Source organism: Rhodopseudomonas sp. P1, assembly GCF_039642825.1.
Classification (GTDB): Bacteria; Pseudomonadota; Alphaproteobacteria; order Rhizobiales; family Xanthobacteraceae; genus Rhodopseudomonas; species Rhodopseudomonas palustris_H.
Genome location: NZ_CP088006.1, coordinates 542,268 through 566,389 on the forward strand (window position 1 = coordinate 542,268; position 24,122 = coordinate 566,389).

Genomic DNA, 24,122 nt, shown 5'->3' on the forward strand with positions numbered 1-24,122 from the left:
TTGACTACGCAACGCTCCGGGCTTCAAGTCTTGACATTCCGAGCAGCCCCCGGGTTGATGCGTCGCAGACGGATTTGACGGAATAACGGCCGAACGGGTGGGGCATCACGGCATGGGCACGCAGGACACTATCACGCAGAAGTTGCGCGAAGCTTTCACGCCCGAAAGCCTCGACGTCATCGACGAATCCAACCTACATGAAGGTCATGCGGGTCACGCCGGTCGCAGCGAGACTCACTTCCGGGTGAATATCGTATCGGCGGCCTTCGCGGGCAAGAGCCGGGTCGATCGTCACCGCATGGTCAACGACCTGCTGGCCCCGGAACTGAAAGGCGGCGTGCACGCGCTCGCCATCAAGGCCAAAGCGCCCGGCGAAGCCTGAGCCAACAAATCGCTTAGGCTGATCCGGCTCGTGTCTTCCGGCTCTTCTTTTCGATCAGATCGGCCTCGCCGTCGCGCGGCACGGGCGAGATCCGCAGCGCCGTGATGCGGTTACGCTCGCGGCGCAGAACGCGGAAGCGGAATCCGTGGAAGGTGAAGTTCTGACCGCGGTCCGGAATCGACCGTGCCTCGTGAATCACTAAGCCCGCCACCGTGGTGGCTTCCTCGTCCGGCAGGTTCCAGTCCATTGCGCGGTTGAGATCGCGGATTGGCACCGAGCCGTCGACCACCACCGAGCCGTCCGGCTGGGTGCGGACGCCGGCGACCACGACGTCGTGCTCGTCGGAAATATCGCCGACGATTTCCTCGAGAATGTCCTCGAGCGTCACCATGCCTTCGACTTCGCCGTATTCGTCGACGACCAGCGCGAAGTGAGTCTTGCGGGTGCGGAAAGCCTTGAGCTGTTCGGAGACCGGACGCATCTCCGGCACGAACCAGGGTTGCAGCGCGATCTTGCCGATATCGATCTTGGACGCGTCGCCGTCAGCGGCGCGTAGCGCGCGCAGCAGGTCCTTGGCGTGCAGCACGCCGACGATGTTCTCCGGCTTGTCGCGCCACAGCGGCACGCGGGTGTATTCGGTCGCCAGAACTTCCTTCACCAGTTGTTCGCTGGGCTGATCGGCGTTGACGGTGACCATCGCGGTCCGGTGCACCATCACGTCCGACACCACCAGTTCGCCGAACCGGAATACGTTCTGGATGTACTCAGCCTCGCCGCTTTCGATCTTGCCGTGCTCAGCGGATTCGCCGACCAGCCCCTCGATCTCGACGTCGGTCAGGATCTCGTGCTCGGAGTTTTCTTCGACGCCGAGCAGCTTCAACACGCCGCGCGAGGCCTGGTTCAGCAGCCAGTTCAGAGGATACAGCAGGATGAACGAGATGTGCAGCGGATAGGCGATCCACTGCGACACCGGCTCCGGCTGACGGATTGCCAGCGTTTTCGGCACCTGCTCGCCGATCACGATGTGCAGCGACGAGAAGAACAGGAAGCCGCCGAGAAACGCGATGAAGTGCTGCGCTGATTCCGACAAGCCCATCGGCTGCAGCACCGGTGCAAGCAGCGCCGAGACGGTCGGCTCGCCGACCCAGCCGAGCCCGAGCGACGCCATGGTAATGCCGAGCTGGCAGCAGGCCAGATACGCTTCGACGTTGCCGAGGATGTGCTGCACCAGTTCGGCGCCGAACCGCTGCTTCTCGACCATCGCCTTGATGCGGAAGCCGCGGCTGCGCACCAGCGCGAACTCCGCCGCGACGTAGAAGGCGTTGGCGATCAGCAGCAGGACCGCGATCAGAACGTTGCTCAGAGTCGAGTTCATGATGCTCTTGGGTTCGCCTGCGTGACCGCAGGGCGCCGCAGCGGCCGTTAGGCTTGCGCCAGTTTCCGCTGCAGGAAATCGCGCACCGGCGCCGGCTCGACCTTATTGGCGATCACAGCGTGGCCGATGCCTTCCATCAGGATGAAGGTGAGTTCGCCGCGCTTGACCTTCTTGTCCTGCGCCATCAGCGCCATCAATCGGTCAGCGTCGGCAAGGCCTTCTTGGGTGAAGCCGGCGATGTCCTGCAGCCGGGTCGGCAGGCCGACTTCGGTGAGATGCTTGGCGAGCCGCTGCGCGTCGGCCGCCGGCATCATGCCGCGCTCGGCCGAGAATTCCGCCGCCAGCACCATGCCGATCGCGACGCCCTCACCGTGGAACAGCCGGTCCGAGAACCCGGTCGCCGCTTCCAGCGCGTGGCCGAAGGTGTGGCCGAGATTGAGCAGGGCGCGGTCGCCGGTCTCGCGTTCGTCGCGGGCGACGATGGCGGCCTTGGCCCGGCACGAGGTGGCCACCGCGTGCTCGCGTGCGGCGCCGCCGCTGAACAGCTCGGCATGATTGGCTTCGAGCCAGGCGAAGAACGCCTCGTCGCCGAGCGCGCCATACTTCGCCACTTCAGCATAGCCGGCGCGGAATTGGCGCGGCGATAGCGTATCGAGAATCGCTGTATCGGCCAGCACCAGCACCGGCTGATGGAATGTGCCGATCAGGTTCTTGCCCTGCGGCGAGTTGATGCCGGTCTTGCCACCGACCGAGGAGTCGACCTGCGCCAGCAGCGAGGTCGGCACCTGCACGAAATCGACGCCGCGGCGCAGGAGCGAAGCGGAGAAGCCGGCAAGATCCCCGATCACGCCGCCGCCGAGCGCGATCACCAGATCGTTGCGCTCGATCTTGGCGGCGATCAGCGCCTCGCAGACCTGTTCGAGGCCCGCATAGCTCTTGGAGCTTTCGCCTTCGCCGACGATCACCGATGCATGCGCGATGCCAGCCTGGTCCAGCACCTCCTCGGCGCGCTTCAGCCAGGTCTTCGCCACGGTGCGATCGGTGACGATCGCGGTGCGCGCACCGGGCCGCAGCTTGGCGATCCGTTCGCCCAGCGAGGCGATCACATCGCGGCCGATCACGATCTCATAGGCGCGGTCACCGAGGGCGACCTCGACGGTGATCGGGGCGGAGTGTTTCTGCGGGGCGTTCATGAAGTCTCGCTCAGGGTTGGGGCAGGTGCGCCGCACAGATAGTGGTGGAGCGCGGCGACGCATTCGTCGACGATCTTTTCGTGCGGCACGTCGCGCGACGCGATGGTGATGTCGGCTTCGCGGTACAGCGGGTAGCGCTCGGCGATCAGCCGGGCGATGGTGCCGGCCGGGTCGGGCGTCTTCAGCAGCGGTCGGTCGGCCCGGCGCTTGACCCGGCGCAGGATCACGTCAGCCTCCGCCTCGAGCCACATCGAGATCGCCTTTTCGCGGATCCGGTCACGAGTCTCCTCGCGCATGAAAGCGCCGCCGCCGGTCGCCAGCACCTTGGTGCCGCCGTCGAGCAGCCGGGCGATCACCCGGGCTTCGCCGTCGCGGAAATGCGGCTCGCCGTGGGTTTCGAAGATCTCCGGGATGGTCATTGCCGCGGCCGATTCGATTTCGGTGTCGGCGTCGAGAAACGGCAGCCCGAGCCGCAGCGCGAGCCGGCGCCCGACGGTGGATTTGCCGGCGCCCATCATGCCGATGAGCACGACCGGGCGATCGCCCAGCGCCGCGACGATCTCGGCTTCCTGGGGCGACCTGCCGGCAGCAGCCGTCGGTACGGTTTCAGACATTCGCGGCATCCGTGGGACTGAAAGGGCAAGCTATACTACCCCGGTCGCCGGGCTTGCCAGAGTCTCTTGCAAGGGAAGGGCGAACATGGTCGTAGTCGCGCGTCGCCGCCAAACGCCTGCCGCTGCCGAGATTCGCGAATGCCCACCCTGTTTCGGTTCCTGACGGTGATTGGTGTGGTAGGCGGTATCATTTACGGGACGATTTTCGCGCTGGCCAATTTCGTCGGGCCGAACAGCCGCGAAATGACCGTGACGATCGGCCCGGACAAATTTCTCAAGAAATAGCCGCTAGGCTGGTCGCATGCGTCGACCGCGAACCACATCCAAAGCCGCCGCGCTGCCGGAGCCTGAGCCTCAAGCCGCACCGCTGCGTCCCGCCTCCTATTCGGACGCCGGGCTGACCGAGCTGTTTCTCGACATGATCGCGGCCGAGCAGGGCGCTTCCGCCAACACGCTCGATGCCTATCGGCGCGATCTGGCGGATCTGTCGCACTTCCTGTCCCGCCGCCGACTCAGCATCGGCTCCGCCGACACCGCGGCACTGCGGGCCTATCTGGCCGATCTCGACAACCGCGGCTTTGCCACCTCCAGCGTCGCCCGCCGGCTGTCGGCGCTGCGCCATCTGTTTCGGTTCATGCTCAGCGAGCGGATTCGTGCCGATGACCCGGCCGCGATCCTGGCTGGGCCGAAGCGCGGCCGTAGCCTGCCGAAAGTGCTGTCGATTGCGGATGTTGACCGGCTGCTGGCCTGCGCCCGGCAGGAGACCGATGCTGCGGAGGGGCCGGCCCGGCTGCGCGCGGCGCGGCTGAACTGCCTGCTCGAAGTGCTGTACGCCACCGGGCTGCGCGTTTCGGAACTGGTGTCGCTGCCGCTCTCGGCAGCGCGGCGCGACGCTCGGATGATCGTGGTCCGCGGCAAGGGCGACAAGGAGCGGCTGGTGCCGCTCAACGCCGGCGCCAAGCAGGCGATGGCGCGCTATCTTGAAGAGGTTGCGGCCGCCACCAAAGAAACCAAAGGCGCGCCGGCCTCGAAATGGCTGTTTCCGTCCTTCGGCGAGAGCGGGCATCTCACCCGCCAGCATTTTGCCCGCGATCTGAAGGATTTGGCGGCACGCGCCGGGCTGTCGCCGCGTCTGGTGAGCCCGCACGTCCTGCGCCACGCCTTCGCCAGCCACCTGCTGCACAACGGCGCCGACCTGCGGATCGTGCAGACGCTGCTCGGTCACAGCGATATCTCGACCACGCAGATCTATACCCATGTGGTCGAGGAGCGGCTGAAGAGCCTGGTGCGCGACCTGCACCCGCTCGGCGAAGGCCGCTGAACCGCGCTAGCTTTTGGAAGCTCGGCCGGTCATCCGCGACAGCACTTCGTCGCGCTTGACGAACTGATGCCAGCACACCGCGCCGAGATGCACTGCGAGCACCGCGCCCAGTACCCAGGCGCCGCGGTCATGCAGCATCTGGCCCCATTCGGAGAGGGCGTGATCGCGCGGCACCAGACGCGGCCATTGAAACAGTCCGAACCATGGCAGCGAGTAGCCACCGGCGCCGGAGAACAGATAGCCGCTGACCGGCATGAACAGCATCAGGCCATAGAGCGCCAGATGGCCGGCGCGCGCCGCCATTTCGGTGAGATGTCCGAGCGGCTGTCGATATGGCGGCTCGCCGCTGATCAGCCGCAATACGATGCGGACGATGAGCAGCGCCAGGATGGTGAAGCCGATCGATTTGTGCAGTTCGAGCAAACCCTGCCGCGGCTGCTGGCCTGACGGATAGTAGGCCGACACGATGCCGAGTCCGATCGCCGCGAAGATCAGCAGCGCCATCGACCAGTGCAGCCAGCGCTGCGCGCGCCCGAACATGAAGCGATCGGTCGAGATGGGAGCGTCGTCTGAGGCGGTCATGTTGGACTTTCTGGCTAGGGCAGGGGCGGTGCCGAGCCATCAGATCGGCGAGTGAAAATCAACTTACCGAAGCTTCATCGATTTCGACCGCAGCCGGCAGCGGTTGTGCGGTTCAACCGCCGGCTGCCGGCCTCCCGACCGGCGCGAGCCGCGCCGGCTGGTGCACGATCCGGCGCTGCGACAGTTGTCCCAGCCGCTTGACTTGGCTCCCGGATGGCTTGAAAAGCCGGGCGGCCCTATCGGCCGCAGCTTTCCTCCCCATATCGCCAAAGTCATGTCCGGGCCCATGCGCAGCTATCTCGACTTCGAAAAGCCGGTGGCGGAACTCGATTCCAAGATCGACGAATTGCGCACGCTCGCGGCCTCCGGCAGCGACATCCACGAGGAAATCGAGAAGATCGAAGAGAAAGCGCAGCAGGCGCTGCAGGATCTCTATGCGGCGCTGACGCCGTGGCAGAAGACCCAGGTCGCGCGTCATCCGCAGCGGCCGCACTGCGTCGATTACATCGAAGGTCTGATCTCCGAGTTCACGCCTTTGGCCGGCGACCGCAAGTTCGGCGACGACGAGGCGCTGGTGGGCGGCTTCGGCCGGTTCCGCGGCGAAGCCGTCTGCGTCATCGGCCAGGAAAAGGGTTCGACCACCGAAACCCGGCTCCGGCATAATTTCGGCATGGCGCGGCCGGAAGGCTATCGCAAGGCCGTGCGGCTGATGGAAATGGCCGACCGCTTCGATCTGCCGGTGCTGTCGCTGGTCGATACCGCGGGCGCCTATCCGGGCATCGGCGCCGAGGAGCGCGGCCAGGCCGAGGCGATCGCCCGCTCGACCGACGCCTGCCTGCAGCTCGGGGTGCCGAACGTCGCGCTGGTGATCGGCGAGGGCGGCTCCGGCGGCGCGATCGCGATCGCCACCGCCAACAAGGTGCTGATGCTCGAACACGCCGTTTACAGCGTGATCTCGCCCGAAGCGGCATCCTCGATCCTGTGGCGCGATGGCACCAAGGCGCAGGAAGCGGCGAATTCGATGAAGATCACTGCCCAGGACCTGCTGAGGTTCGGGGTGATCGACCAGATCCTGGCCGAACCGAAGGGCGGTGCCCATCGCGATCCGGAGGCGATGATCGCGACCGCCGGCGATGCGATCGCGGCCGCCTTTGCCGAGCTGAAGGGCCAGGGCCGCGATGCGATCCGCGCCCAGCGCCGGCAGAAATTCCTCGATATCGGCCGCAAGCTGGCCTGATCGGGACCGGCTCGCCACCGGTCCGGCGAATTGATCAAATCTTAACCAAATCTGCACCGCTGGTTCGAAATTCGGCGCTCGGCCGCAGTTTCGCCGCGCGCCGGCGATTCAATGTTCCTTGACCATGATCTCCGGACCGCCCTGCCGCCGGCCTGATCGGCTTGCGACCCCAAGGGCTTAAGGATAATCTTGGCAGACTGCACACGGCCCCAGCGGTTTGGAGCCAACGCGGTGCAGAGTTTGGTAAATGCGAGCGGTCGAATCCGCCGGATCTTGCAAGATCCGGTGCCGGAGATGGCCGCGCGGAAGCTGGACGACTGGATAGCTCGAATGTGGGGTGCGGGTTTGCCGGTCGTCGGGGGAGCTTCGTGGTGACGAAAAGCCCGCTTGTACGCGCGCTGATGCTGACAGCTGCGCTCGCGACGATGCCTTTGCTCGCCGGCTGCAACAGCGATCAGATGGCGCTGGCGACCAATGCCAAGGCCAATCAGCCGGTGCCGCCCAAGCTGGTCGCGGCGATGCAGGAAAAGAATATGGACCTGCAGTCGCCGATCCTGGTGCGACTGTTCAAGCAGGAAGCCGAGCTCGAGGTCTGGAAGCAGGACCGCACCGGTGTTTTCCAACTGCTGAAGTCCTATCCGATCTGCCGATGGTCCGGCGATCTGGGGCCGAAAATCCGCGAAGGCGATCGTCAGGCACCCGAGGGATTCTATTCGATCTCTCCGGGCCAGATGAACCCGCAGTCCTCGTACTATCTGTCGTTCAACACCGGCTACCCGAACGCGTTCGACAAGTCGCTCGGCCGCACCGGCTCACAGCTGATGGTGCACGGCGATTGCTCGTCGCGCGGCTGCTACGCGATGACCGACGAGCAGATCGCCGAGATCTACGCGCTGGGGCGCGAGTCGTTCTTCGGAGGCCAGCGCGCGTTCCAGCTGCAGGCCTATCCGTTCAAGATGACGCCGGTGAACTTCGCCAAGCATCGCAACAACCCGAACATGCCGTTCTGGAAGATGCTGAAGGAAGGCTACGACCATTTCGAAGTTACCCGGCAGGAGCCGAAAGTCGACTTCTGCGAGCATAAATACGTGTTCGACGCCGCGCCGCCGCCCGGCTCGAGCAGGCCGCTGCAGTTCAACGCCTCGGCCAAGTGTCCGACCTACGAGATCCGTCCCGACATCGCCGAGGCGGTGCGCGAGAAGGACAAGCAGGACAACATCAAGATCGCTGAGCTGGTCGCCAAGGGCACCCCGGTGGCCCGGCTGAACACCGGCATCGACGGCGGCATGAACCACGTGTTCGCCTCGAAGATTCCGGATGCCTCGACCGGCCTGTCGGAAGTGCCCGAGGACAAGTCGCTATCGGTCGCCTCGTTCGACCGCGCGCCCGGCACGATTCCGCCGACCGTCAATCCGCCGCGTCCCTCGGATAATCTGCTGGTCGCAGCTCCGGCGGAGCCGAATGCATCCGCCGCGAAGGCGCGCGTCGCCTCGGCCTCCAAAGACGACATCGGTGGGTTGCTCGCCGGCAGCCACAAGCCTGGCGAGTCCTCCGCAGCCGCCCGGCCGGCGCCGTCCGCGCCGGCTAGCACCGCAGCGCGCCACGAGCCGGCGCCGCGTCCGCAAGGCGCCGCGCCGAAGACTGCCGAGACCAAGCAGGCCGCCGCGTCGCGGCCGCCGCTGAAGCCGAGCGTCGATGCCGAAACTACCTCGTCGGCCCCCGCCAGGCCGTCCGGCATGATCTCCGGCGGCGCGCCGGTGGTGTCGTCGAACTCGTTCGACAGCCGGTTCTCTGCGTTCCGCTGAGGCGGCTCGCGCTTCTTTAGCAAAGTCCATCGGCCAATCATTCCGGGGCGCTCGCATCAGTGAGCGAATCCGGAATCTCGCCGTGTCGACACCGGCAGGATTTCAAGAACATCTGGATTTCGGGTTTGCGCAGCTTTGCTGCGCGCCCCGGATGACGACTGCGGTGGCCGACTTTCCAGACAGCAAACAGCAAAATGCCCGGCGGTGAGGCCGGGCATTGCTCGTTCTTTTGATCTGCTTGGCGGCGCTTAGGCGTAGCGGCCGTGGCAGTGCTTGTACTTCTTGCCGCTTCCGCACGGGCAGTCCTCGTTGCGGCCGACCTTGCCCCAGGTCTCGGGCTTGTTCGGATCGCGGTCCGCCTTGTCGGTGATCTGCGCCGGTGCCAGCGTCACGCTGGCCAGCGCCATCTCGTCCTGGCCGGTGTCGGGGTCCATCTTGTGGACCTCCATCGGCGGCAATTCCTGCGGCTGATCCGGCGGAATGATCTCGACCCGCATCAGCTGCGCCGTCACCGCCTCGCGCAGGTGCGAGCTCATCTCCTGGAAAAGATTGAAGGCTTCGGACTTGTATTCCTGCAGCGGATCGCGCTGGCCGTAGCCGCGCAGGCCGATCACTTGACGCAGGTGATCGAGCATCACCAGATGCTCGCGCCACAGATGGTCGAGGGTCTGCAGCAGGATGCTCTTCTCGGCGTAGCGCATCACGTCCGCGCCCCACTGACCGACCTTGGCGGCCATGTGCTCGTCGAATACCCGCTCCAGCCGCGTGATCAGCTCTTCGTCGGCGATGCCTTCTTCCTTGGCCCATTCGTCGACCGGAATGTCGAGGCCGACCACGCGCTCGACCTCGGCCTTCAGCCCGGCGACGTCCCACTGCTCCGCATAAGCGTGCTCGGGCACGTATTTGGCGACCAGGTCCTCGATGTAGGTGTGTCGCATGTCGGCGACCGTTTCGGCCACGCTGTCTTCCTTCATCAGCTCGATGCGCTGATCGAAGATCACCTTGCGCTGGTCGTTCTGAACGTCGTCGAATTTCAGCAGGTTCTTGCGGATGTCGAAGTTGCGCGCCTCGACCTTCTGCTGCGCCTTTTCCAGCGCCTTGTTGATCCACGGATGGATGATCGCCTCGCCTTCCTTCAAGCCGAGGCGGGTCAGCATGGTGTCCAGCTTGTCGGAGCCGAAGATCCGCATCAGGTCGTCTTCCAGCGACAGGAAGAACTTGGAGCGGCCCGGGTCGCCCTGACGGCCGGAACGGCCGCGCAGCTGGTTGTCGATACGGCGGCTCTCGTGACGTTCGGAGCCGATGATGTACAGGCCGCCGGGGCGCTTGGCGGTCTTGGCCGGCTTGTTGCCCTTGGCGGGCTCGATTTCGATTTCGTCTTCGGCCTTCAGCACGATGTCGCGGAAGCGCTCGATGTCGGCCTTGATCTCGGTGATCTTCGCCGCCCGCTCGGCTTCGTCGGTGATGTGCGCGGCTTCCTGCTGAATCCGCATCTCCAGCGAACCGCCGAGCTTAATGTCGGTACCGCGGCCAGCCATGTTGGTGGCGATAGTGATCGCGCCCGGTACGCCGGCTTCGGCGACGATATAGGCTTCCTGCTCGTGGAAGCGCGCGTTCAGCACCGCGAACAGCTTGGCCGGCTTGCCGGCGCGGGCGGCGGCGTACAGCTTGTCCATCCCCTTCGGGTCGGTGAAGTCGATCTGCTTGTAGCCGTTCTTCTTCAGATACTCGGCCAGCACCTCGGACTTTTCGATCGAGGCGGTGCCGACCAGCACCGGCTGCATCCGCTTGTTGGCGCGCTCGACCTCGGCGAGGATCGCGGCGTACTTCTCCTGCTGGGTGCGATACACCTCGTCGTCTTCGTCGAGACGGGCGATCGGCAGGTTGGTCGGGATCTCGACCACTTCGAGCTTGTAGATGTCGAAGAACTCGTCGGCCTCGGTGGCCGCCGTACCGGTCATGCCGGCGAGCTTGTCGTACATCCGGAAGTAGTTCTGGAAGGTGATCGACGCCAGCGTCTGGTTTTCCGGCTGGACGGTGACGTGCTCCTTGGCTTCCAGCGCCTGGTGCAGGCCTTCCGAATAGCGCCGGCCCTGCATCATGCGGCCGGTGAATTCGTCGATGATCACCACCTCATCGTTGCGGACGATGTAGTCCTTGTCGCGCTGGAACAGCGCATGGGCGCGCAGCGCCTGGTTGACGTGGTGCACCACCGAGACGTTTTCGACGTCGTACAGCGACTCGCCGCGAAGCTGGCCGGCGTCGCGCAGCAGCGTCTCGATCTTCTCCATGCCGGCTTCGGTCAGCGTCACGGTGCGCTGCTTTTCGTCGACGTCGTAGTCCGACTTGTCGAGCCGCGGGATGAAGGTGTCGATGGTGTTGTAGAAGTCCGAACGGTCGTCGAGCGGACCAGAGATGATCAGCGGGGTCCGGGCTTCGTCGATCAGGATCGAGTCGACTTCGTCGACGATCGCGAAATTGTGCCCGCGCTGGACCATGTCCTCCAGCCGGTACTTCATATTGTCGCGCAGATAGTCGAAGCCGTATTCGTTGTTGGTGCCGTAGGTGATGTCGCAGGCATAGGCCGCCTGGCGCTGGGCGTCGTCGAGGCCGTGCACGATCACGCCGGTGGTCATGCCGAGGAAGCCGTAGATCTGGCCCATCCAGCCGGAGTCGCGCTTGGCGAGGTAGTCGTTGACGGTGACGACGTGAACGCCCTTGCCGGCGAGTGCGTTGAGGTACACGGCCAGCGTCGCGACCAGGGTCTTACCTTCGCCGGTCTTCATCTCGGCGATGTCGCCCTCGTGCAGCACCATGCCGCCGATCAGCTGGACGTCGAAGTGGCGTTGGCCGAGGGTGCGCTTGGCGGCTTCGCGGACGGTGGCGAACGCCGGTACCAGCAGATCGTCGAGGGTTTTGCCGTTGGCGAGCTCGGCGCGGAATTCAGCGGTACGGGCGCGCAGCGCCTCGTCGGACAGCGCGGCCAGTTCCGGTTCGAGCGCATTGATCGCGGCAACCCGCGTCTGGTAGCCCTTGACCCTGCGGTCGTTAGCGGAGCCGAAGAGTTTGCGGGCGAGCGCGCCGATCATGCCAGCTTCCTGTTGTTGCGGTGTGACTTCGCAGCCTTGATGCCGTTCGCTCGAGCCACTATCAACTCATCGTGACGCTCAGGCACCTATCAGGATACAGGTGCGCGCGCGAAATGATTGGTAATCCAGCAATCCGAGGGCCGGCTGCCCAGGGTGCGGTCGCGCGACGACCGCCCGACCCGAGCCTGTGGCGGCACAGATATGGCTGGGCCTGAGGGTTGTCAACGCGCCCGCCTTTCAAGGATTTCATCATTTTGACAGAGTTTTCGCGTTGCCAAGGCACCGCGATTGGGTGACTGTTCCGCCGCCCCGACACCCCGGCTTTCAAGACAAGGATTTTCCATGACACCTGCGTCCAACGCAGTCTCATCCGGCCTGCGCGCCGGCCTCATCAGCGCGGCTGTGACAGGTTGTCTCGCATTTGCGCTGCTGGCCGCGCCGGCTGCGCGCGCCCAGGATGCGAACCCCGTGCTCGCCAAGGTCAACGGCGCCGAAATCCGCCAGAGCGACGTCGACCTTGCCGAGCAGGAGCTCGGCCCGAGCCTCGCCCAGCTCGATCCCGCGACCCGGAAGGAAAACGTGCTCGCCTTCCTGATCGACATGAAGATCGTCGCCAAGGCAGCCGAGGACAAGAAGATCCAGGACAACGCGGATTTCAAAAAGCGTCTGGATTTCGCCCGTAACCGTCTGCTGATGGACGATGTGCTCGCCGCCGAAGGCAAGGCCGCGACCACCGACGAGGCGATGAAGAAGGTTTATGACGAAGCCGCCAAGCAGATCTCCGGCGAGCAGGAAGTTCACGCCCGCCACATCCTGGTCGAGACCGAGGATGAGGCCAAGGCGGTCGCCGAAGAGCTGAAGAAGGGGGCCGACTTCGCCGAGCTGGCCAAGAAGAAGTCCAAGGACCCGGGTGCGTCCGACGGCGGCGACCTCGGCTTCTTCACCAAGGACCAGATGGTGCCGGAATTCTCCGCCGCGGCGTTCGCGCTGGAGCCGGGCAAGATCTCAGATCCGATCAAGACCCAATTCGGCTGGCACATCATCAAGGTCGAAGAGAAGCGCAACCGCAAGCCGCCGAGCTTCGATCAGGTCAAGGCGCAGATCGAGCAGTACGTCACCCGCAAGGCGCAGTCGGACTACGTCAGCAAGTTGCGCCAGGCCGCCAAGATCGAGCGGCTGGACCAGCCGGCCGCCAAGCCCGACGCGGCTGCGAAGCCGGATGCCGCCAAGCCGGCGGATGCGGCGAAGCCTGCCGATGCGGCCAAGCCCGCCACCCCGGCGCCGGCCAAGAAGTAAGTCTTTTCAAAGAGTTGATTGTCGAAATGGCCGGGCTTGTCCCGGCCATTTTTCGTGACCGGGTGCGGTTCAGTTCGTAGGATAGGTTCGCGTGCGCTCAACCTATCCTACGGTTGTGGCAGCTTGGCCTTCAGGGCGTACAGCGCGTCCAGCGCTTCGCGCGGGGTCATCTCGTCCGGATGCAGCGCCTTGACGGCTTCGATCAGCTGCTCCGCCTCGCTCGGCGGCGCGGCCTCGGCCGGTGCGCGGGCCGTCATCGCAAACAGCGGCAGATCGTCGATCAGCGTCTTGGGCTGGCCGCGGTCGTTGGCTTCGAGCTTGGCCAGCACCGCCTTGGCGCGCGTCACGACCGAGGGCGGCAGGCCGGCCAGCTTGGCGACCTGGATGCCATAGGAGCGGTCGGCGGAGCCGGGCAGCACCTCGTGCAGGAACACCACCTCGCCGCGCCATTCCTTGACCCGCACCGTGGCGTTGAACAACCGCGGCAGCTTGGCCGACAGCGCGGTCAGCTCATGGTAGTGCGTGGCGAACAGCGAACGACATCTGTTTTGTTCGTGCAGATGCTCGATCGCCGCCCAGGCGATCGACAGGCCGTCGAACGTCGCGGTGCCGCGGCCGATCTCGTCGAGGATCACCAGCGCCCGCTCGGACGCCTGGTTCAGGATCGCGGCGGTCTCCACCATTTCGACCATGAAGGTCGAGCGGCCGCGGGCGAGATCGTCGGCGGCGCCGACGCGTGAGAACAGACGATCGACGATGCCGATCCGCGCCCGGCTCGCCGGCACGAAGCTGCCGACCTGGGCGAGCAGCGCGATCAGCGCGTTCTGGCGCAGGAAGGTCGACTTACCGGCCATGTTCGGGCCGGTCAGCAGCCAGATCTGGCCGTTGGTCTGCGCCGGGCCGGGTGACAGATCGCAGGCATTGGCGATGAACGGCTCGCCGGCCTTTTTCAGCGCCTGCTCGACCACCGGATGCCGGCCGCCTTCGATCGCAAAGCTCAGCGACTCGTCGACCTCCGGTCGGACGTAGTTGTCGTCGCTGGCGAGCTTGGCGAGCGCGGTGGCGACGTCGAGCAGTGCGAACGCATGCGCGGCGGCGCGCAGGTCTTCGCCGGCGGCATCGATCATTGCCGCGAGGCGGTCGAAGATTTCCAGCTCGAGCCCGAGTGCGCGATCACCCGCATTGGCGATCTTGGCTTCGATCTCGCCGAGTTCGGCGGTGGTGAACCGCACCTGGCCGGCCAGCGTCTGGCGATGGATGAAGGTGACGTTCAGCGGCGCCGCCATCAGCTTGTCGCCGTGCTGCGCCGAGACTTCGACGAAGTAACCGAGCACGTTGTTGTGCCGGATCTTCAGCGCCTTGATGCCGGTGTCGTCGGCGTAGCGCGCCTGCATCGAGGCCACCACCAGCCGCGAGGCGTCGCGCAGCTTGCGGGTCTCGTCGAGCGCCGGCTCGTAGCCTTCGCGAACGAAGCCGCCGTCGCGTTTGAGCAGCGGCAGATCGTCGGCGAGCGCACGGCCGAGCTCGGCGCACAGGCCGCGTGAGGGGCGCTGCAGCGCCGCCATCGCGCTCGCGATCTCCTGCGGCGGCGTGGCGAGTTGGCCGAGCTGTGCCAGCACCTCGTCGGCGGCACGGATGCCATCGCGCAGGTTCGCCAGGTCGCGCGGACCACCGCGGCCCAGCGACAGCCGCGCCAGTGCGCGGGCCATGTCGGGCGCCGCCCGCAGCGAGCTGCGAATTTGTTCGCGCAGTCCCGAGTCCGCCGTGAAGGCTTCGACCGCGTCGAGCCGCCTTGCGATAGCCGCCGCATCGGTCAGCGGCGCGGCGAGACGCTGCGCCAGCAGGCGCGAGCCGGCGGCCGTGACGGTGCAGTCGATCGCGTCGAGCAACGAGCCGCGGCGCTCGCCGGCGAGCGTGCGGGTGAGTTCGAGGTTGGCGCGGGTCGCCGGATCGATCGCCATCGTGGTGCCGGCGGCTTCGCGCGACGGCGGCGACAGCGGCGGGCGTTTGCCGAGCTGAGTGCGATCGACATACGTCACACAGGCTGCGGCGGCGGTCGCTTCCAGCCGCGACAGCGCGGCGAGGCCGTCCATGGTGGCGACCGCGAAGTAATCACACAGCCGCCGCTCGGCGGTGGCGGAATCGAACACGTCGCGCGTCAGCGGCGTGACGGCGGCGAGTTCGCGTAACGTCGGAGCCAGTTCGGTGTCGCTGTACAGCGCGTCCGGCACAATCGCTTCGTTCGGATTAATCCGCGCCAGCGTTGCGGCAAGCTCGGCGGTCGAACACTCGGTGACGTTGAATTCGCCGGTCGAGATGTCGATCCAGGCGAGGCCAATGCGATCGGCGCCGGCCGAGCCGCGGGCGCGCGCGATCGCCAGCAGGTAGTTGTTGGCGCGGGCATCGAGCAGGGTGTCTTCGGTCAGCGTGCCCGGCGTGATCAGCCGCACCACGTCGCGCCGCACCACGCTCTTGCGTGCGCGCGCCGCCGCTGGATCTTCGGTCTGTTCGCACACCGCGACGCGGTGACCGAGCGCGATCAGCCGGTGCAGATAATCGTCGGCACGCTCCACCGGCACGCCGCACATCGGGATATCCTGCCCGAGATGCTTGCCGCGCTTGGTCAGCGTGATGCCGAGTGCGCGTGCGGCAATCTCGGCGTCGTCGAAGAACAGTTCGTAGAAATCGCCCATCCGGTAGAACAGCAAGAGGCCCGGATTTGCGGCCTTGATCTCGTGGTACTGCTCCATCATCGGCGACATTTTGGCGGGCGCTTCCGGAGGCGGAGCGGCGTCGGGCGGCAGAGCGATGTCGGGGCGGATGGTCATGGCCCGATGCATAGCAAAAATCGCACCTTTGTTCCTACCTCGCGCGGCGAGCCATGCACGGGTTTCAACCGGGTGCGCGCCAGCCTGCGGCGGATTGACCTGTTCGGCGGCGCTTCCTACAACCCGGCTTCAAGTCCGGCGCCCCAGCCCGGATCGGCAAAATAGGGAGAGTTTCGATGGCCGACGTGTTTGTCTGCGACGCGGTGCGCACCCCGATCGGCCGTTACGGCGGCTCTCTTGCCAAGGTTCGGACCGACGATCTCGCGGCGGTGCCGATCAAGGCGCTGATGGCCAAGCATCCCGACATGGACTGGAGCGCGGTCGACGAGGTGTTCTTCGGCTGCGCCAATCAGGCCGGCGAGGACAATCGCAACGTCGCCCGCATGGCGGCGCTGCTCGCGGGCTTGCCGGACTCGGTGCCCGGCCAGACCCTCAACCGGCTGTGCGCCTCCGGACTCGATGCGGTCGGCGCGGCGGGTCGCGCGATCCGCGGCGGCGAGATCGATCTGGCGATCGCCGGCGGCGTCGAGTCGATGACGCGCGCGCCGTTCGTGCAGGGTAAGGCGACCGAAGCATTCGCCCGGACCGCCGACATCTTCGACACCACGATCGGCTGGCGCTTCATCAATCCGCTGATGAAGCAGCAATACGGCGTCGACTCGATGCCGGAGACCGGCGAGAACGTCGCCGAAGAATTCCAGATCTCGCGTGCCGACCAGGACGCGTTCGCGATCCGCTCCCAGCAGCGCGCCGGCGCGGCGATCGCGGCCGGTTACTTCGCCGAGGAGATCGCGCCGGTGACCTATGCGGGCGGCAAGGCTGGCCCGATCACGGTCGACAAGGATGAGCATCCGCGTCCCGAAACCACGCTCGAAGGCCTCGCCAAGCTGAAGCCGATCGTGCGCAATCCGGGCACCGTGACCGCCGGCAACGCCTCGGGCGTCAATGACGGCGCCGCCGCGTTGCTGATCGCATCCGCCGCGGCGGTGAAGAAATACGGCCTGACGCCGCGCGGAAAAATCCTCGGCCTCGCCTCGGCCGCGGTGCCGCCGCGGATCATGGGCATCGGCCCGGTGCCGGCGACCCGCAAGCTGATGGAGCGGCTCGGGCTCAAGATCAGCGACTTCGACCTGATCGAGCTGAACGAGGCGTTCGCCAGCCAGGGCATCGCCTGTCTGCGCCAGCTCGGTGTCCAGGACGACGCCGACTTCGTCAATCCGCACGGCGGCGCGATCGCGCTCGGCCACCCGCTCGGCATGAGCGGCGCCCGCCTGGCGCTGACCGCGGTGCACGGCCTGGAAAAGCGCGGCGGCAAGCTCGCTCTCGCCACGATGTGCGTCGGCGTCGGCCAGGGCGTCGCGATGGCGATCGAGAAGGTGAACTAACGAAGATGTTACGTCATTGCCGGGCTTGACCCGGCAATCCATCCTCTTCGCAAGGGCTTTCGTGAGGCGCGCTCGGCGCGCGATGGATGCGCGGGTCAAACCCGCGCATGACGCTGGGGTGTGGGGCGGCGTGCCCATGATCTCCCTCGCACCGCTCTTGCGGGCAGAGGGGGAGAGCTATTCCATCACCGCGGCATGATCGGCAGCGGCTTCGCTTTGCTTGCGCAGCGCGGCCTTGGTCGAGCCGATAATGATTGCCATCGGCACGGCGGCGGCAGTGAGGAACATCACCATCGCGTAGTCGTGCGAGAACGCGATGATCTGCGCCTGCATGGTGACGATCGCGTCCATCATCGCCTTGCCGGTGGTGGTCGACAGGTCGATCATGCCGGTGACGTTGGGCATCTGCAGCGCGTCGTTGAACGGGTTGATGTGCTCGGTGAGGATCGCGTGCGCCGTGGTGGTGCCCGACGATAGCTTGGCGATCACCACCGAGATGCCGACCGAGCTGGCGACGTTGCGCACCAGCGTCAGCATCGCGGTGCCGTCGGTGCGGAGCTGCCCGGGCAGCGTCATGAATGCCACCGTCGACAGCGGCACGAAGACCAGACCGAAGCCGAAGCCCTGGATGATGCTGGTGACCACCACGCTCGACACGCTGGTCTGATCGGTCCAGCCGGTCATCACGTAGAGCGACGCGCAGGTCAGCGACAGGCCGGTCGCGATCAGGGTGCGGGCCTCGATGTAGCGCATGATCCGCCCGACAATCATCATCGCCACGAAGGTGCCGCAGCCGCGCGAGGCGAGCAGCAGGCCGGCGGTCATGATCGGGTAGCCTTCGACGTTCTGCAGGAACGGCGACGACAGCGCCATGGTGGAGAACAGCACCAGCCCCATCACGGTCATGAATACCACGCCGCCGACGAAGTTGCGGTCCTTGAAGATCGCGAACTGGATGAAGGGGCGTTCGGTGGTGAAGGAGTGAGCGAAGAAGTAGTAGAATCCGACCACCGAGATGATCGACTCGATGATGATCTCGGGCGAGTTGAACCAGTCGAGCTGCTCGCCGCGGTCGAGCGCGAGCTGCATCGCGCCGATGCCGACCGCCAGCGCCGCGAAGCCGAACCAGTCGAACCGTAATTCGTGGTTCTTGTCGGTCTCGTCCATGAACATCGCCAGCCCCAGCACGGTGATGGCGCCGAACGGCAGGTTGACGAAGAACACCCAGTGCCAGGAATACGTCTCGGTCAGCCAGGCGCCGAGCGACGGGCCCATGATCGGCCCCATCATCACGCCCATGCCCCAGATCGACATCGCCTTGGCGCGCTCGTGCAGCGCGTAGCTGTCCAGCATCACCGCCTGTGACAGCGGCACCAGCGCGGCACCGAACACGCCCTGCAGCAGCCGGAACAGCACCATCTGGGTGATGTCCTGGGCGAGGCCGCACATCACCGACGCGATGGTGAAGCCGGCCGAGCAGATGATGAAGATGCGCTTGCGGCCGAACCGGTTGGCGATCCAGCCGACCGGCGCCGTCATGATCGCGGCGGCGACGATGTAGGAGGTCAGCACCCAGTTGATCTGGTCCTGCGATGCCGACAGCGAGCCTTGCATATAGGGTAGCGCGACGTTGGCGATCGTGGTGTCGAGCGCCTGCATGATCGTCGCGGTCATGGCGCAGATCGTCACCATATTCCGGCGGAAGCCGGGGACCGCGTGAGATTGTGCCGCGCCCGCCATCGGTCAGTTGTGCTCCGGCTGGGCCGCGGCGGCGCGGCCGAAACCGAGCAGGCCGGCCAGCGACCGGCGGTGGTTAGTGTCGATCGCGACGTTGACGCTCATGCCGGCCTTCAGCCGCTTGATCATCGGATCGGTCTCGTCGAGCGTGATGCGTAGCGGCACCCGCTGCACCACCTTGACGAAGTTGCCGGTGGCGTTCTGCGGCGGCAGCACCGCGAATTGCGCGCCGGTGCCCGGCGACAGCGACGACACCCGGCCCTTGAACTGATGATCCGGGAAGGCGTCGACATCGAGCGTCACGGTCTGGCCGACCGCCACATAGGTGAAGTCGCTTTCCTTCGGATTGGCGTCGACCCATGGCTGCGCGGTGTCGATCACGCTGAACACCGGCGTGCCGGCGGCGACGAAACGGCCGAGCTGGATGTTGTCGACCTGGGTGGCGGTGCCGCTCATCGGAGCCCGCACGGTCGACAGCCGCAGGTTACGTTCGGAGTCGTCGAGCGCCGCCTTGGCCTGGGCGTAAGCGGGGAATTTCTTCAGCGGCAGTTCGGGATCGCCGAGCAACTGGTTGAGTGCGGTCGACTGCTGCTGCTTGACAAGCTGCAGCTGCGCCTGCGCGGTCACCAGCGCGGCGGTCGAATTGTCGAGATCGAGCTGCGAGCCGGCGCGGCTCTGCACCAGCGAGGTCTTGCGCTCGACGTCGCGCTGCTTCAGCGCGATGCCGGCGTTCACCAGGTCGATGGTCTGGCCGTACAGCTTGACGTTGGCGACCAGATTGGCGTGGCTGGTCTTGGCATCGGCGAGCTTGGCCTGGGCCTGCGCCACCGCGAGGCGGAACGGCACCGGATCGATCTGGAACAGCTCGTCGCCGGGCTGAACGCGCTGACCTTCCTTGACGGTCACTTCGACGATCTTGCCGGCGACGTCTGGCGTAATCAGCACCTTCTGGGCGCCCACATAGGCGTCGTCGGTGGTGACGTAGCGGCCGCCCTCCAGATAGAAGGTGATGCCTCCGATCAGCGCCACCATCGGCAGCACGACCAGCAGCAGCGGCCGGCGATAGCGCCGCCACGTGCCGCCGAGGCCGCGGCGCGGACCGCCGCTCGCGGCGACGGACGGGGCGGCCGAAGGCTCCTTCTGCTCGGTCGGAAATTTCAGGGCCGGTTCAGCCATAGTGCTCCTCCCGTCGTTTTTCTTCGCGGTGGCAGTGCTGTTGGATCGCGCCACGCAAGTTTTCCTTGATGATCTGCATCTGCCGCACCAGGCGCTGGGCATCCTCCGGCGTCAGGCCGGCGAGCGCGGTGTCGGTGAGTTCAGCGCGGAGGCCGGCGAGCTTGCCGAGCAGCGGCCGCGCCGCTTCGCGCAGGTACAGCCGCTTGCAGCGCCGGTCGCTGTCGTCGCTGCGGCGTTCCAGCCAGCCGTGGTCGCACAGCTTGTCGATCAGCCGGGTCAGGGTGATCGGCTGCAGCTCCATCTGTTCGGCGAGTTCGGACTGCTTCAGCCCTTCGGCGCGCTCCACCTTGGCCAGCACCGCCCATTGGGCGCGGGTGATGCCGTGCCGGGAGGCCTGCCTGTCCGCATAGGCGCGCATCAGGCGCTGCACCTCGGCGAACGCAAAGATGAAGTTCTGGTCCTCCGGACCCCGGGTCATAGCGCCGCCTCCTAAGCTTTGCATAAGATAAGCAAGCTTATTATTTCTCAAGGCGCCGATTCGCATACGACAAATCCGAGTTGCGCATGCCTCTCAAACCTGGGTCGGTCGCGAGACTTGAACGCCGCCCCGGTGTAGGATGTTGCTCAAACATGAGCCGGCCCGGTTGGCCGGCGCGTGAGTGTGATGGGCCCGATGACCGCATTGAAGCCGACCTTCCCCGCGCCGGGGCACGATCACGACCGTTGCTCCGCCGAAGGTCTGGAACACGCCGAGCGGGTCTGTGCCGGCCGCTCGCAAAACCTCACGCCGATCCGCCGCCAGGTGCTGCGCGCACTGCTGTCCAGCCATCGGCCGCTCGGCGCCTATGAGGTGATCGAGGAACTGGCCCGGGACATGCCGCGTCCGGCGCCGATCACGGTGTATCGGGCGCTCGATTTCCTGATGCAGAACGGGTTGGTGCACCGGATCGAGAGCCGCAATGCGTTCCTGGCCTGCGGCCACGATCACGACGACGCTGCGACCGTCGCGTTCCTGATCTGCGAATGCTGCGGCTCGGTTGCCGAGGTCCCGGCCTCCGAAGTGACCCAGCGCCTCAACGAAGCCGCCCGCCAAACGGGGTTCACGCCGAAGATGTCGGTGGTCGAGATCACCGGCGTGTGCGGCCATTGCCAAGCCGCCTGACGCAGTTTACGCCTTGATCCATGGGAGGAGCGTGGCGCGCCAGCGCCCGCCACAACACGGCGAAAAGCCGGAGGCACCATGTTGGTCAAGACGTCACGCCGGACCCCGGCGATTCCCGCGCGCCTGATCATTAAGTCCCCGCGACCGCTGCGGTGAGCGGCACCATGGGGCGTCCGCTGAGCGCCGGCGCGATTGCGCTGATGCTGCTGTGCTGCCTGTCGTGGGGCTTCAACCAGATCGCCGTGAAGCTGGTGCTGCCGGATATTCCGCCGTTCCTGCAGGCGGCGATCCGGTCGGCCGGCGCCCTGATCGTGATCCTGATCATCGCCAAATCGCGCCGGGTGAAGCTGTTCCAGCGCGACGGAACGCTGCGCGCCGGGTTGTTCGCCGGGGCGCTGTTCGGACTGGAATTCGTGTTGATCTATCACGGCCTGACGCTGACAACGGCGTCGCGCGCAGTCGTGTTCCTGTACACCGCGCCGTTCTTCGTCGCGCTCGGCTCCTACCGGCTGCTCGGCGAGCGGCTGCGCCGGATGCAATGGGCCGGGCTGGCGCTGAGCTTTGCGGGCGTGGCGCTGGCGATCGGGGTGCCGCAGGCCGATGTCGATAGCAGTGTGCTGATCGGGGACCTGATGCTGGTCGGAGGCGGTGCGCTGTGGGCCGCCACCACCCTGATCGTCAAGGGAACCCGGCTGCAGCGGGCCCCGGCCGAGAAGGGGCTGGCCTACCAGGTGGCGATCTCGGTGCCGATTCTGACCGGCGCGGCGCTGCTGTCGGGCGAAACCATCACCAAAATGCCGTCGACGCTGTCGCTCGGGCTGATGGCCTATCAGACCATCTGGGTGGTCGGACTGACATTTTTGCTCTGGTTCGGGCTGGTGAAGACCTATTCGGCCAGCAAATTGTCGGCTTTCACCTTCATTACCCCTTTATTCGGGGTGGCGGCCGGCTATCTGATCATGCACGACCCGCTGACCCCGGCATTCGGCGCCGCGGCGGTGCTGGTGATCGCCGGTCTCTATCTCGTGAACCGGCCGGCTCCGGTTCCTGCACCCAACGATCCATTGCTGAATGTCACCAAAACCTGATATTCGGACCGCCATGAACAAGCTCGAAAATCCGCTGCGAGACGACGTCGCCGGCCCCGCGCCGCGGCACCAAACCACCCAGGTCATGGTCGGCGATGTGGCCGTCGGCGGCGGTGCCCCGATCGTCGTTCAGTCGATGACCAATACCGACACCGCGGATATCGAGGGCACCATCAAGCAGATCGCCGCGCTGGCCCGGGCCGGCTCGGAGATGGTCCGGATCACCGTGGATCGCGAGGAGGCGGCCGCCGCTGTCCCGCACATCCGCGACGGCATCCGCAAGCTCGGCCTGACCACGCCGATCATCGGCGACTTCCATTACATCGGCCACAAGCTGCTCGCCGAATACCCGGCCTGCGCCGAGGCGCTCGACAAGTACCGGATCAATCCCGGCAATGTCGGCTTCAAGAACAAGCGTGACACGCAGTTCGCCGATATCGTCGAGATCGCAATCAAGAACAACAAGGCGGTCCGCATCGGCGCCAATTGGGGCTCGCTCGACCAGGAGCTGCTCACCAAGCTGATGGACGAGAACGCAGCCAGCCCCAATCCGCGCGACGTCCGCGCCGTCACCCGCGAGGCGATGGTGCAGTCGGCGCTGCTGTCCGCCGCGCGCGCCGAAGAGATCGGCCTGCCCAAGAACAAGATGATCCTGTCCGCCAAGGTCTCGGCGGTGCAGGACCTGATCGCCGTGTACCAGGATCTGGCCTCGCGCTCCGACTACGCGATCCATCTCGGCCTCACCGAAGCCGGCATGGGCTCGAAGGGCATCGTGGCGTCGTCCGCGGCACTCGGCATCCTGCTGCAGCAGGGTATCGGCGACACCATCCGAATTTCGCTCACCCCCGAGCCGGGCGGTGACCGCACCCGTGAGGTCCAGGTCGCGCAGGAACTGCTGCAGACCATGGGCTTCCGCACCTTCGTGCCGCTGGTCGCGGCCTGCCCCGGCTGCGGCCGCACCACCTCGACGACCTTCCAGGAGCTGGCGCGCTCGATCCAGGACTTCATCCGTGACGAGATGCCGGAATGGCGCAGCCGCTATCCGGGCGTCGAGAATCTCAACGTCGCGGTGATGGGCTGCATCGTCAATGGCCCGGGCGAAAGCAAGCACGCCAATATCGGCATCTCGCTGCCCGGCACCGGCGAATCTCCGGCGGCTCCGGTGTTCGTCGACGGCCAGAAATTCCGCACCCTGCGCGGCGACACCATCGCGTCCGACTTCAAGGCGCTGGTGATCGACTACATCGAGCAGCGCTACGGCGCGACGCCGAAGCCCGGCGCGGCCCAGATGGTGCCGGCGGCGGAGTAAGTCCCGGCCACGGTTAGCGCTCTCATGCTGAGCGCGTGGGGTCGCGTCTTGCGGTGTGGCGGACGCTGAGGATGACGACTTCATCCTTTGCGTCGTCCACTCTGTGAAAGATCACGAACGGATAGCGGACCACGGATAGCGCTCGGACGGTCGTCAGGTCGTCTTGTGGCCGGCCAAAGGAAACTCGCCCAGCAGGCGCGTTCGCTCCCAAATCAAATCCGCAACCGCATGGGCGGCGGATGGGTTGCGCTCAGCAATGAACGATAAGATCTCGTCGAGTTCGTGGACCGCGTTGTCGGACCAGCGAACCTTCATGTCCGAAAGCGATTGAACAGCGCGGCCACCGTTTCATCGCTGGCAAGCCGGTTCTCTTGAAGGTCCGTTAGTCCGCGTTGGACGGCAATCCGATCACCATCGCTCAGCCGGTAAACGAGATCGTGGCGGGACTCGATCTCGGCGATCGAATCCAGCAGGTCCTGCTGGGTGGCCGTAGGCCACGTCGAGACCCGGTCGAGTAATAGTTCCAGCTCAGGTTTTTTCATG

Annotated in this window: 21 protein-coding genes; 10 read left to right on the plus strand and 11 right to left on the minus strand. The window is 65.9% G+C overall.

The features are described 5' to 3' along the window. Positions 1-112 precede the first annotated feature (112 nt). Entirely contained in the window at positions 113-382 is a 270-nt protein-coding gene (locus LRC39_RS02550) for a BolA family protein (RefSeq protein ID WP_107342714.1), read from the plus strand. A 13-nt stretch (positions 383-395) separates the two neighbouring features. Here LRC39_RS02550 and LRC39_RS02555 read toward each other — a convergent pair whose 3' ends face one another. Genes LRC39_RS02555 through LRC39_RS02565 form a run of 3 tightly spaced genes read right to left on the minus strand, consistent with a single transcriptional unit; the run spans position 396 to position 3,564 of the window. Then, positions 396-1,757, minus strand: coding sequence for an HlyC/CorC family transporter (locus LRC39_RS02555; RefSeq protein WP_107342715.1), 1,362 nt, complete (start codon positions 1,755-1,757; stop codon positions 396-398). A gap of 47 nt (positions 1,758-1,804) precedes the next feature. Further along, positions 1,805-2,950 carry a 3-dehydroquinate synthase gene (aroB, locus tag LRC39_RS02560; RefSeq protein WP_264054067.1) on the minus strand — a complete coding sequence of 382 codons (1,146 nt, stop codon included), beginning with the start codon at positions 2,948-2,950 and terminating at the stop codon, positions 1,805-1,807. Beyond that, complete coding sequence (locus tag LRC39_RS02565) at positions 2,947-3,564, minus strand: shikimate kinase (RefSeq protein ID WP_107354033.1); 618 nt, start codon at positions 3,562-3,564, stop codon at positions 2,947-2,949. Before LRC39_RS02565 ends, aroB begins: the two co-directional genes overlap by 4 nt. Before the next feature lie 138 nt (positions 3,565-3,702). Between LRC39_RS02565 and LRC39_RS02570 the strand changes: the two genes are divergently transcribed. Both LRC39_RS02570 and xerD read left to right on the plus strand, forming a co-directional pair. After that, complete coding sequence (locus LRC39_RS02570; RefSeq protein WP_011156073.1) at positions 3,703-3,849, plus strand: hypothetical protein; 147 nt, start codon at positions 3,703-3,705, stop codon at positions 3,847-3,849. A 16-nt stretch (positions 3,850-3,865) separates the two neighbouring features. Beyond that, on the plus strand, positions 3,866-4,885 hold the full coding sequence (xerD, locus tag LRC39_RS02575; RefSeq protein ID WP_346296232.1) for a site-specific tyrosine recombinase XerD: 1,020 nt from the start codon (positions 3,866-3,868) through the stop codon (positions 4,883-4,885). Positions 4,886-4,891: 6 nt separating this feature from the next. Here xerD and LRC39_RS02580 read toward each other — a convergent pair whose 3' ends face one another. Beyond that, the gene (locus tag LRC39_RS02580) at positions 4,892-5,467 is read right to left on the minus strand and encodes a cytochrome b (RefSeq protein WP_346296233.1); all 576 of its coding nucleotides are present in this window, start codon (positions 5,465-5,467) and stop codon (positions 4,892-4,894) included. A 274-nt stretch (positions 5,468-5,741) separates the two neighbouring features. Between LRC39_RS02580 and LRC39_RS02585 the strand changes: the two genes are divergently transcribed. Then, positions 5,742-6,704: an acetyl-CoA carboxylase carboxyltransferase subunit alpha gene (locus tag LRC39_RS02585; RefSeq protein ID WP_346296234.1), complete on the plus strand. Its 963-nt coding sequence runs from the start codon at positions 5,742-5,744 to the stop codon at positions 6,702-6,704. Positions 6,705-7,075: 371 nt separating this feature from the next. Beyond that, positions 7,076-8,509, plus strand: a complete 1,434-nt coding sequence (locus tag LRC39_RS02590) for a L,D-transpeptidase family protein (protein ID WP_346296235.1) — start codon at positions 7,076-7,078, stop codon at positions 8,507-8,509. Positions 8,510-8,757: 248 nt separating this feature from the next. On the opposite strand, the gene secA is transcribed toward LRC39_RS02590, so the two are convergent. Beyond that, positions 8,758-11,598: a preprotein translocase subunit SecA gene (gene secA / locus LRC39_RS02595; RefSeq protein ID WP_264075325.1), complete on the minus strand. Its 2,841-nt coding sequence runs from the start codon at positions 11,596-11,598 to the stop codon at positions 8,758-8,760. Between the two features lie 342 nt (positions 11,599-11,940). Between secA and LRC39_RS02600 the strand changes: the two genes are divergently transcribed. Further along, a complete protein-coding gene (locus LRC39_RS02600) occupies positions 11,941-12,894 on the plus strand; it encodes a peptidylprolyl isomerase (protein ID WP_164573385.1) in 954 nt (317 codons plus the stop codon). 107 nt (positions 12,895-13,001) lie between these two features. On the opposite strand, the gene mutS is transcribed toward LRC39_RS02600, so the two are convergent. After that, the gene (gene mutS, locus LRC39_RS02605; protein WP_346296236.1) at positions 13,002-15,722 is read right to left on the minus strand and encodes a DNA mismatch repair protein MutS; all 2,721 of its coding nucleotides are present in this window, start codon (positions 15,720-15,722) and stop codon (positions 13,002-13,004) included. A 176-nt stretch (positions 15,723-15,898) separates the two neighbouring features. On the opposite strand from mutS, the gene pcaF reads away from it, so the two are divergent. Beyond that, positions 15,899-17,107, plus strand: a complete 1,209-nt coding sequence (gene pcaF, locus LRC39_RS02610) for a 3-oxoadipyl-CoA thiolase (protein ID WP_346296237.1) — start codon at positions 15,899-15,901, stop codon at positions 17,105-17,107. A gap of 177 nt (positions 17,108-17,284) precedes the next feature. Here the strand turns inward: pcaF and LRC39_RS02615 are convergent, their stop codons facing one another. Genes LRC39_RS02615 through LRC39_RS02625 form a run of 3 tightly spaced genes read right to left on the minus strand, consistent with a single transcriptional unit; the run spans position 17,285 to position 20,498 of the window. Continuing rightward, on the minus strand, positions 17,285-18,847 hold the full coding sequence (locus LRC39_RS02615; protein ID WP_107342726.1) for an MDR family MFS transporter: 1,563 nt from the start codon (positions 18,845-18,847) through the stop codon (positions 17,285-17,287). Between the two features lie 3 nt (positions 18,848-18,850). Next, positions 18,851-20,020, minus strand: a complete 1,170-nt coding sequence (locus LRC39_RS02620) for an HlyD family secretion protein (RefSeq protein WP_346296238.1) — start codon at positions 20,018-20,020, stop codon at positions 18,851-18,853. Next, on the minus strand, positions 20,013-20,498 hold the full coding sequence (locus tag LRC39_RS02625) for a MarR family winged helix-turn-helix transcriptional regulator (protein WP_107342728.1): 486 nt from the start codon (positions 20,496-20,498) through the stop codon (positions 20,013-20,015). The genes LRC39_RS02620 and LRC39_RS02625 overlap by 8 nt, the downstream gene beginning before the upstream one ends. 195 nt (positions 20,499-20,693) lie before the next feature. Between LRC39_RS02625 and LRC39_RS02630 the strand changes: the two genes are divergently transcribed. From LRC39_RS02630 to ispG, 3 genes are all read left to right on the plus strand, one after another. Then, positions 20,694-21,182 (plus strand): Fur family transcriptional regulator, encoded by a 489-nt coding sequence (locus LRC39_RS02630; RefSeq protein WP_107354042.1) that lies wholly within the window; start codon positions 20,694-20,696, stop codon positions 21,180-21,182. A gap of 164 nt (positions 21,183-21,346) precedes the next feature. Continuing rightward, positions 21,347-22,270, plus strand: a complete 924-nt coding sequence (locus tag LRC39_RS02635) for a DMT family transporter (RefSeq protein WP_346296239.1) — start codon at positions 21,347-21,349, stop codon at positions 22,268-22,270. Positions 22,271-22,283: 13 nt separating this feature from the next. Beyond that, the gene (gene ispG, locus LRC39_RS02640) at positions 22,284-23,579 is read left to right on the plus strand and encodes a flavodoxin-dependent (E)-4-hydroxy-3-methylbut-2-enyl-diphosphate synthase (RefSeq protein ID WP_346296240.1); all 1,296 of its coding nucleotides are present in this window, start codon (positions 22,284-22,286) and stop codon (positions 23,577-23,579) included. Positions 23,580-23,732: 153 nt separating this feature from the next. Here ispG and LRC39_RS02645 read toward each other — a convergent pair whose 3' ends face one another. After that, entirely contained in the window at positions 23,733-23,894 is a 162-nt protein-coding gene (locus tag LRC39_RS02645) for a type II toxin-antitoxin system RelE/ParE family toxin (protein ID WP_263990381.1), read from the minus strand. Then, the gene (locus LRC39_RS02650) at positions 23,891-24,121 is read right to left on the minus strand and encodes a hypothetical protein (RefSeq protein ID WP_346296241.1); all 231 of its coding nucleotides are present in this window, start codon (positions 24,119-24,121) and stop codon (positions 23,891-23,893) included. The genes LRC39_RS02645 and LRC39_RS02650 overlap by 4 nt, the downstream gene beginning before the upstream one ends. Position 24,122 lies beyond the last annotated feature (1 nt).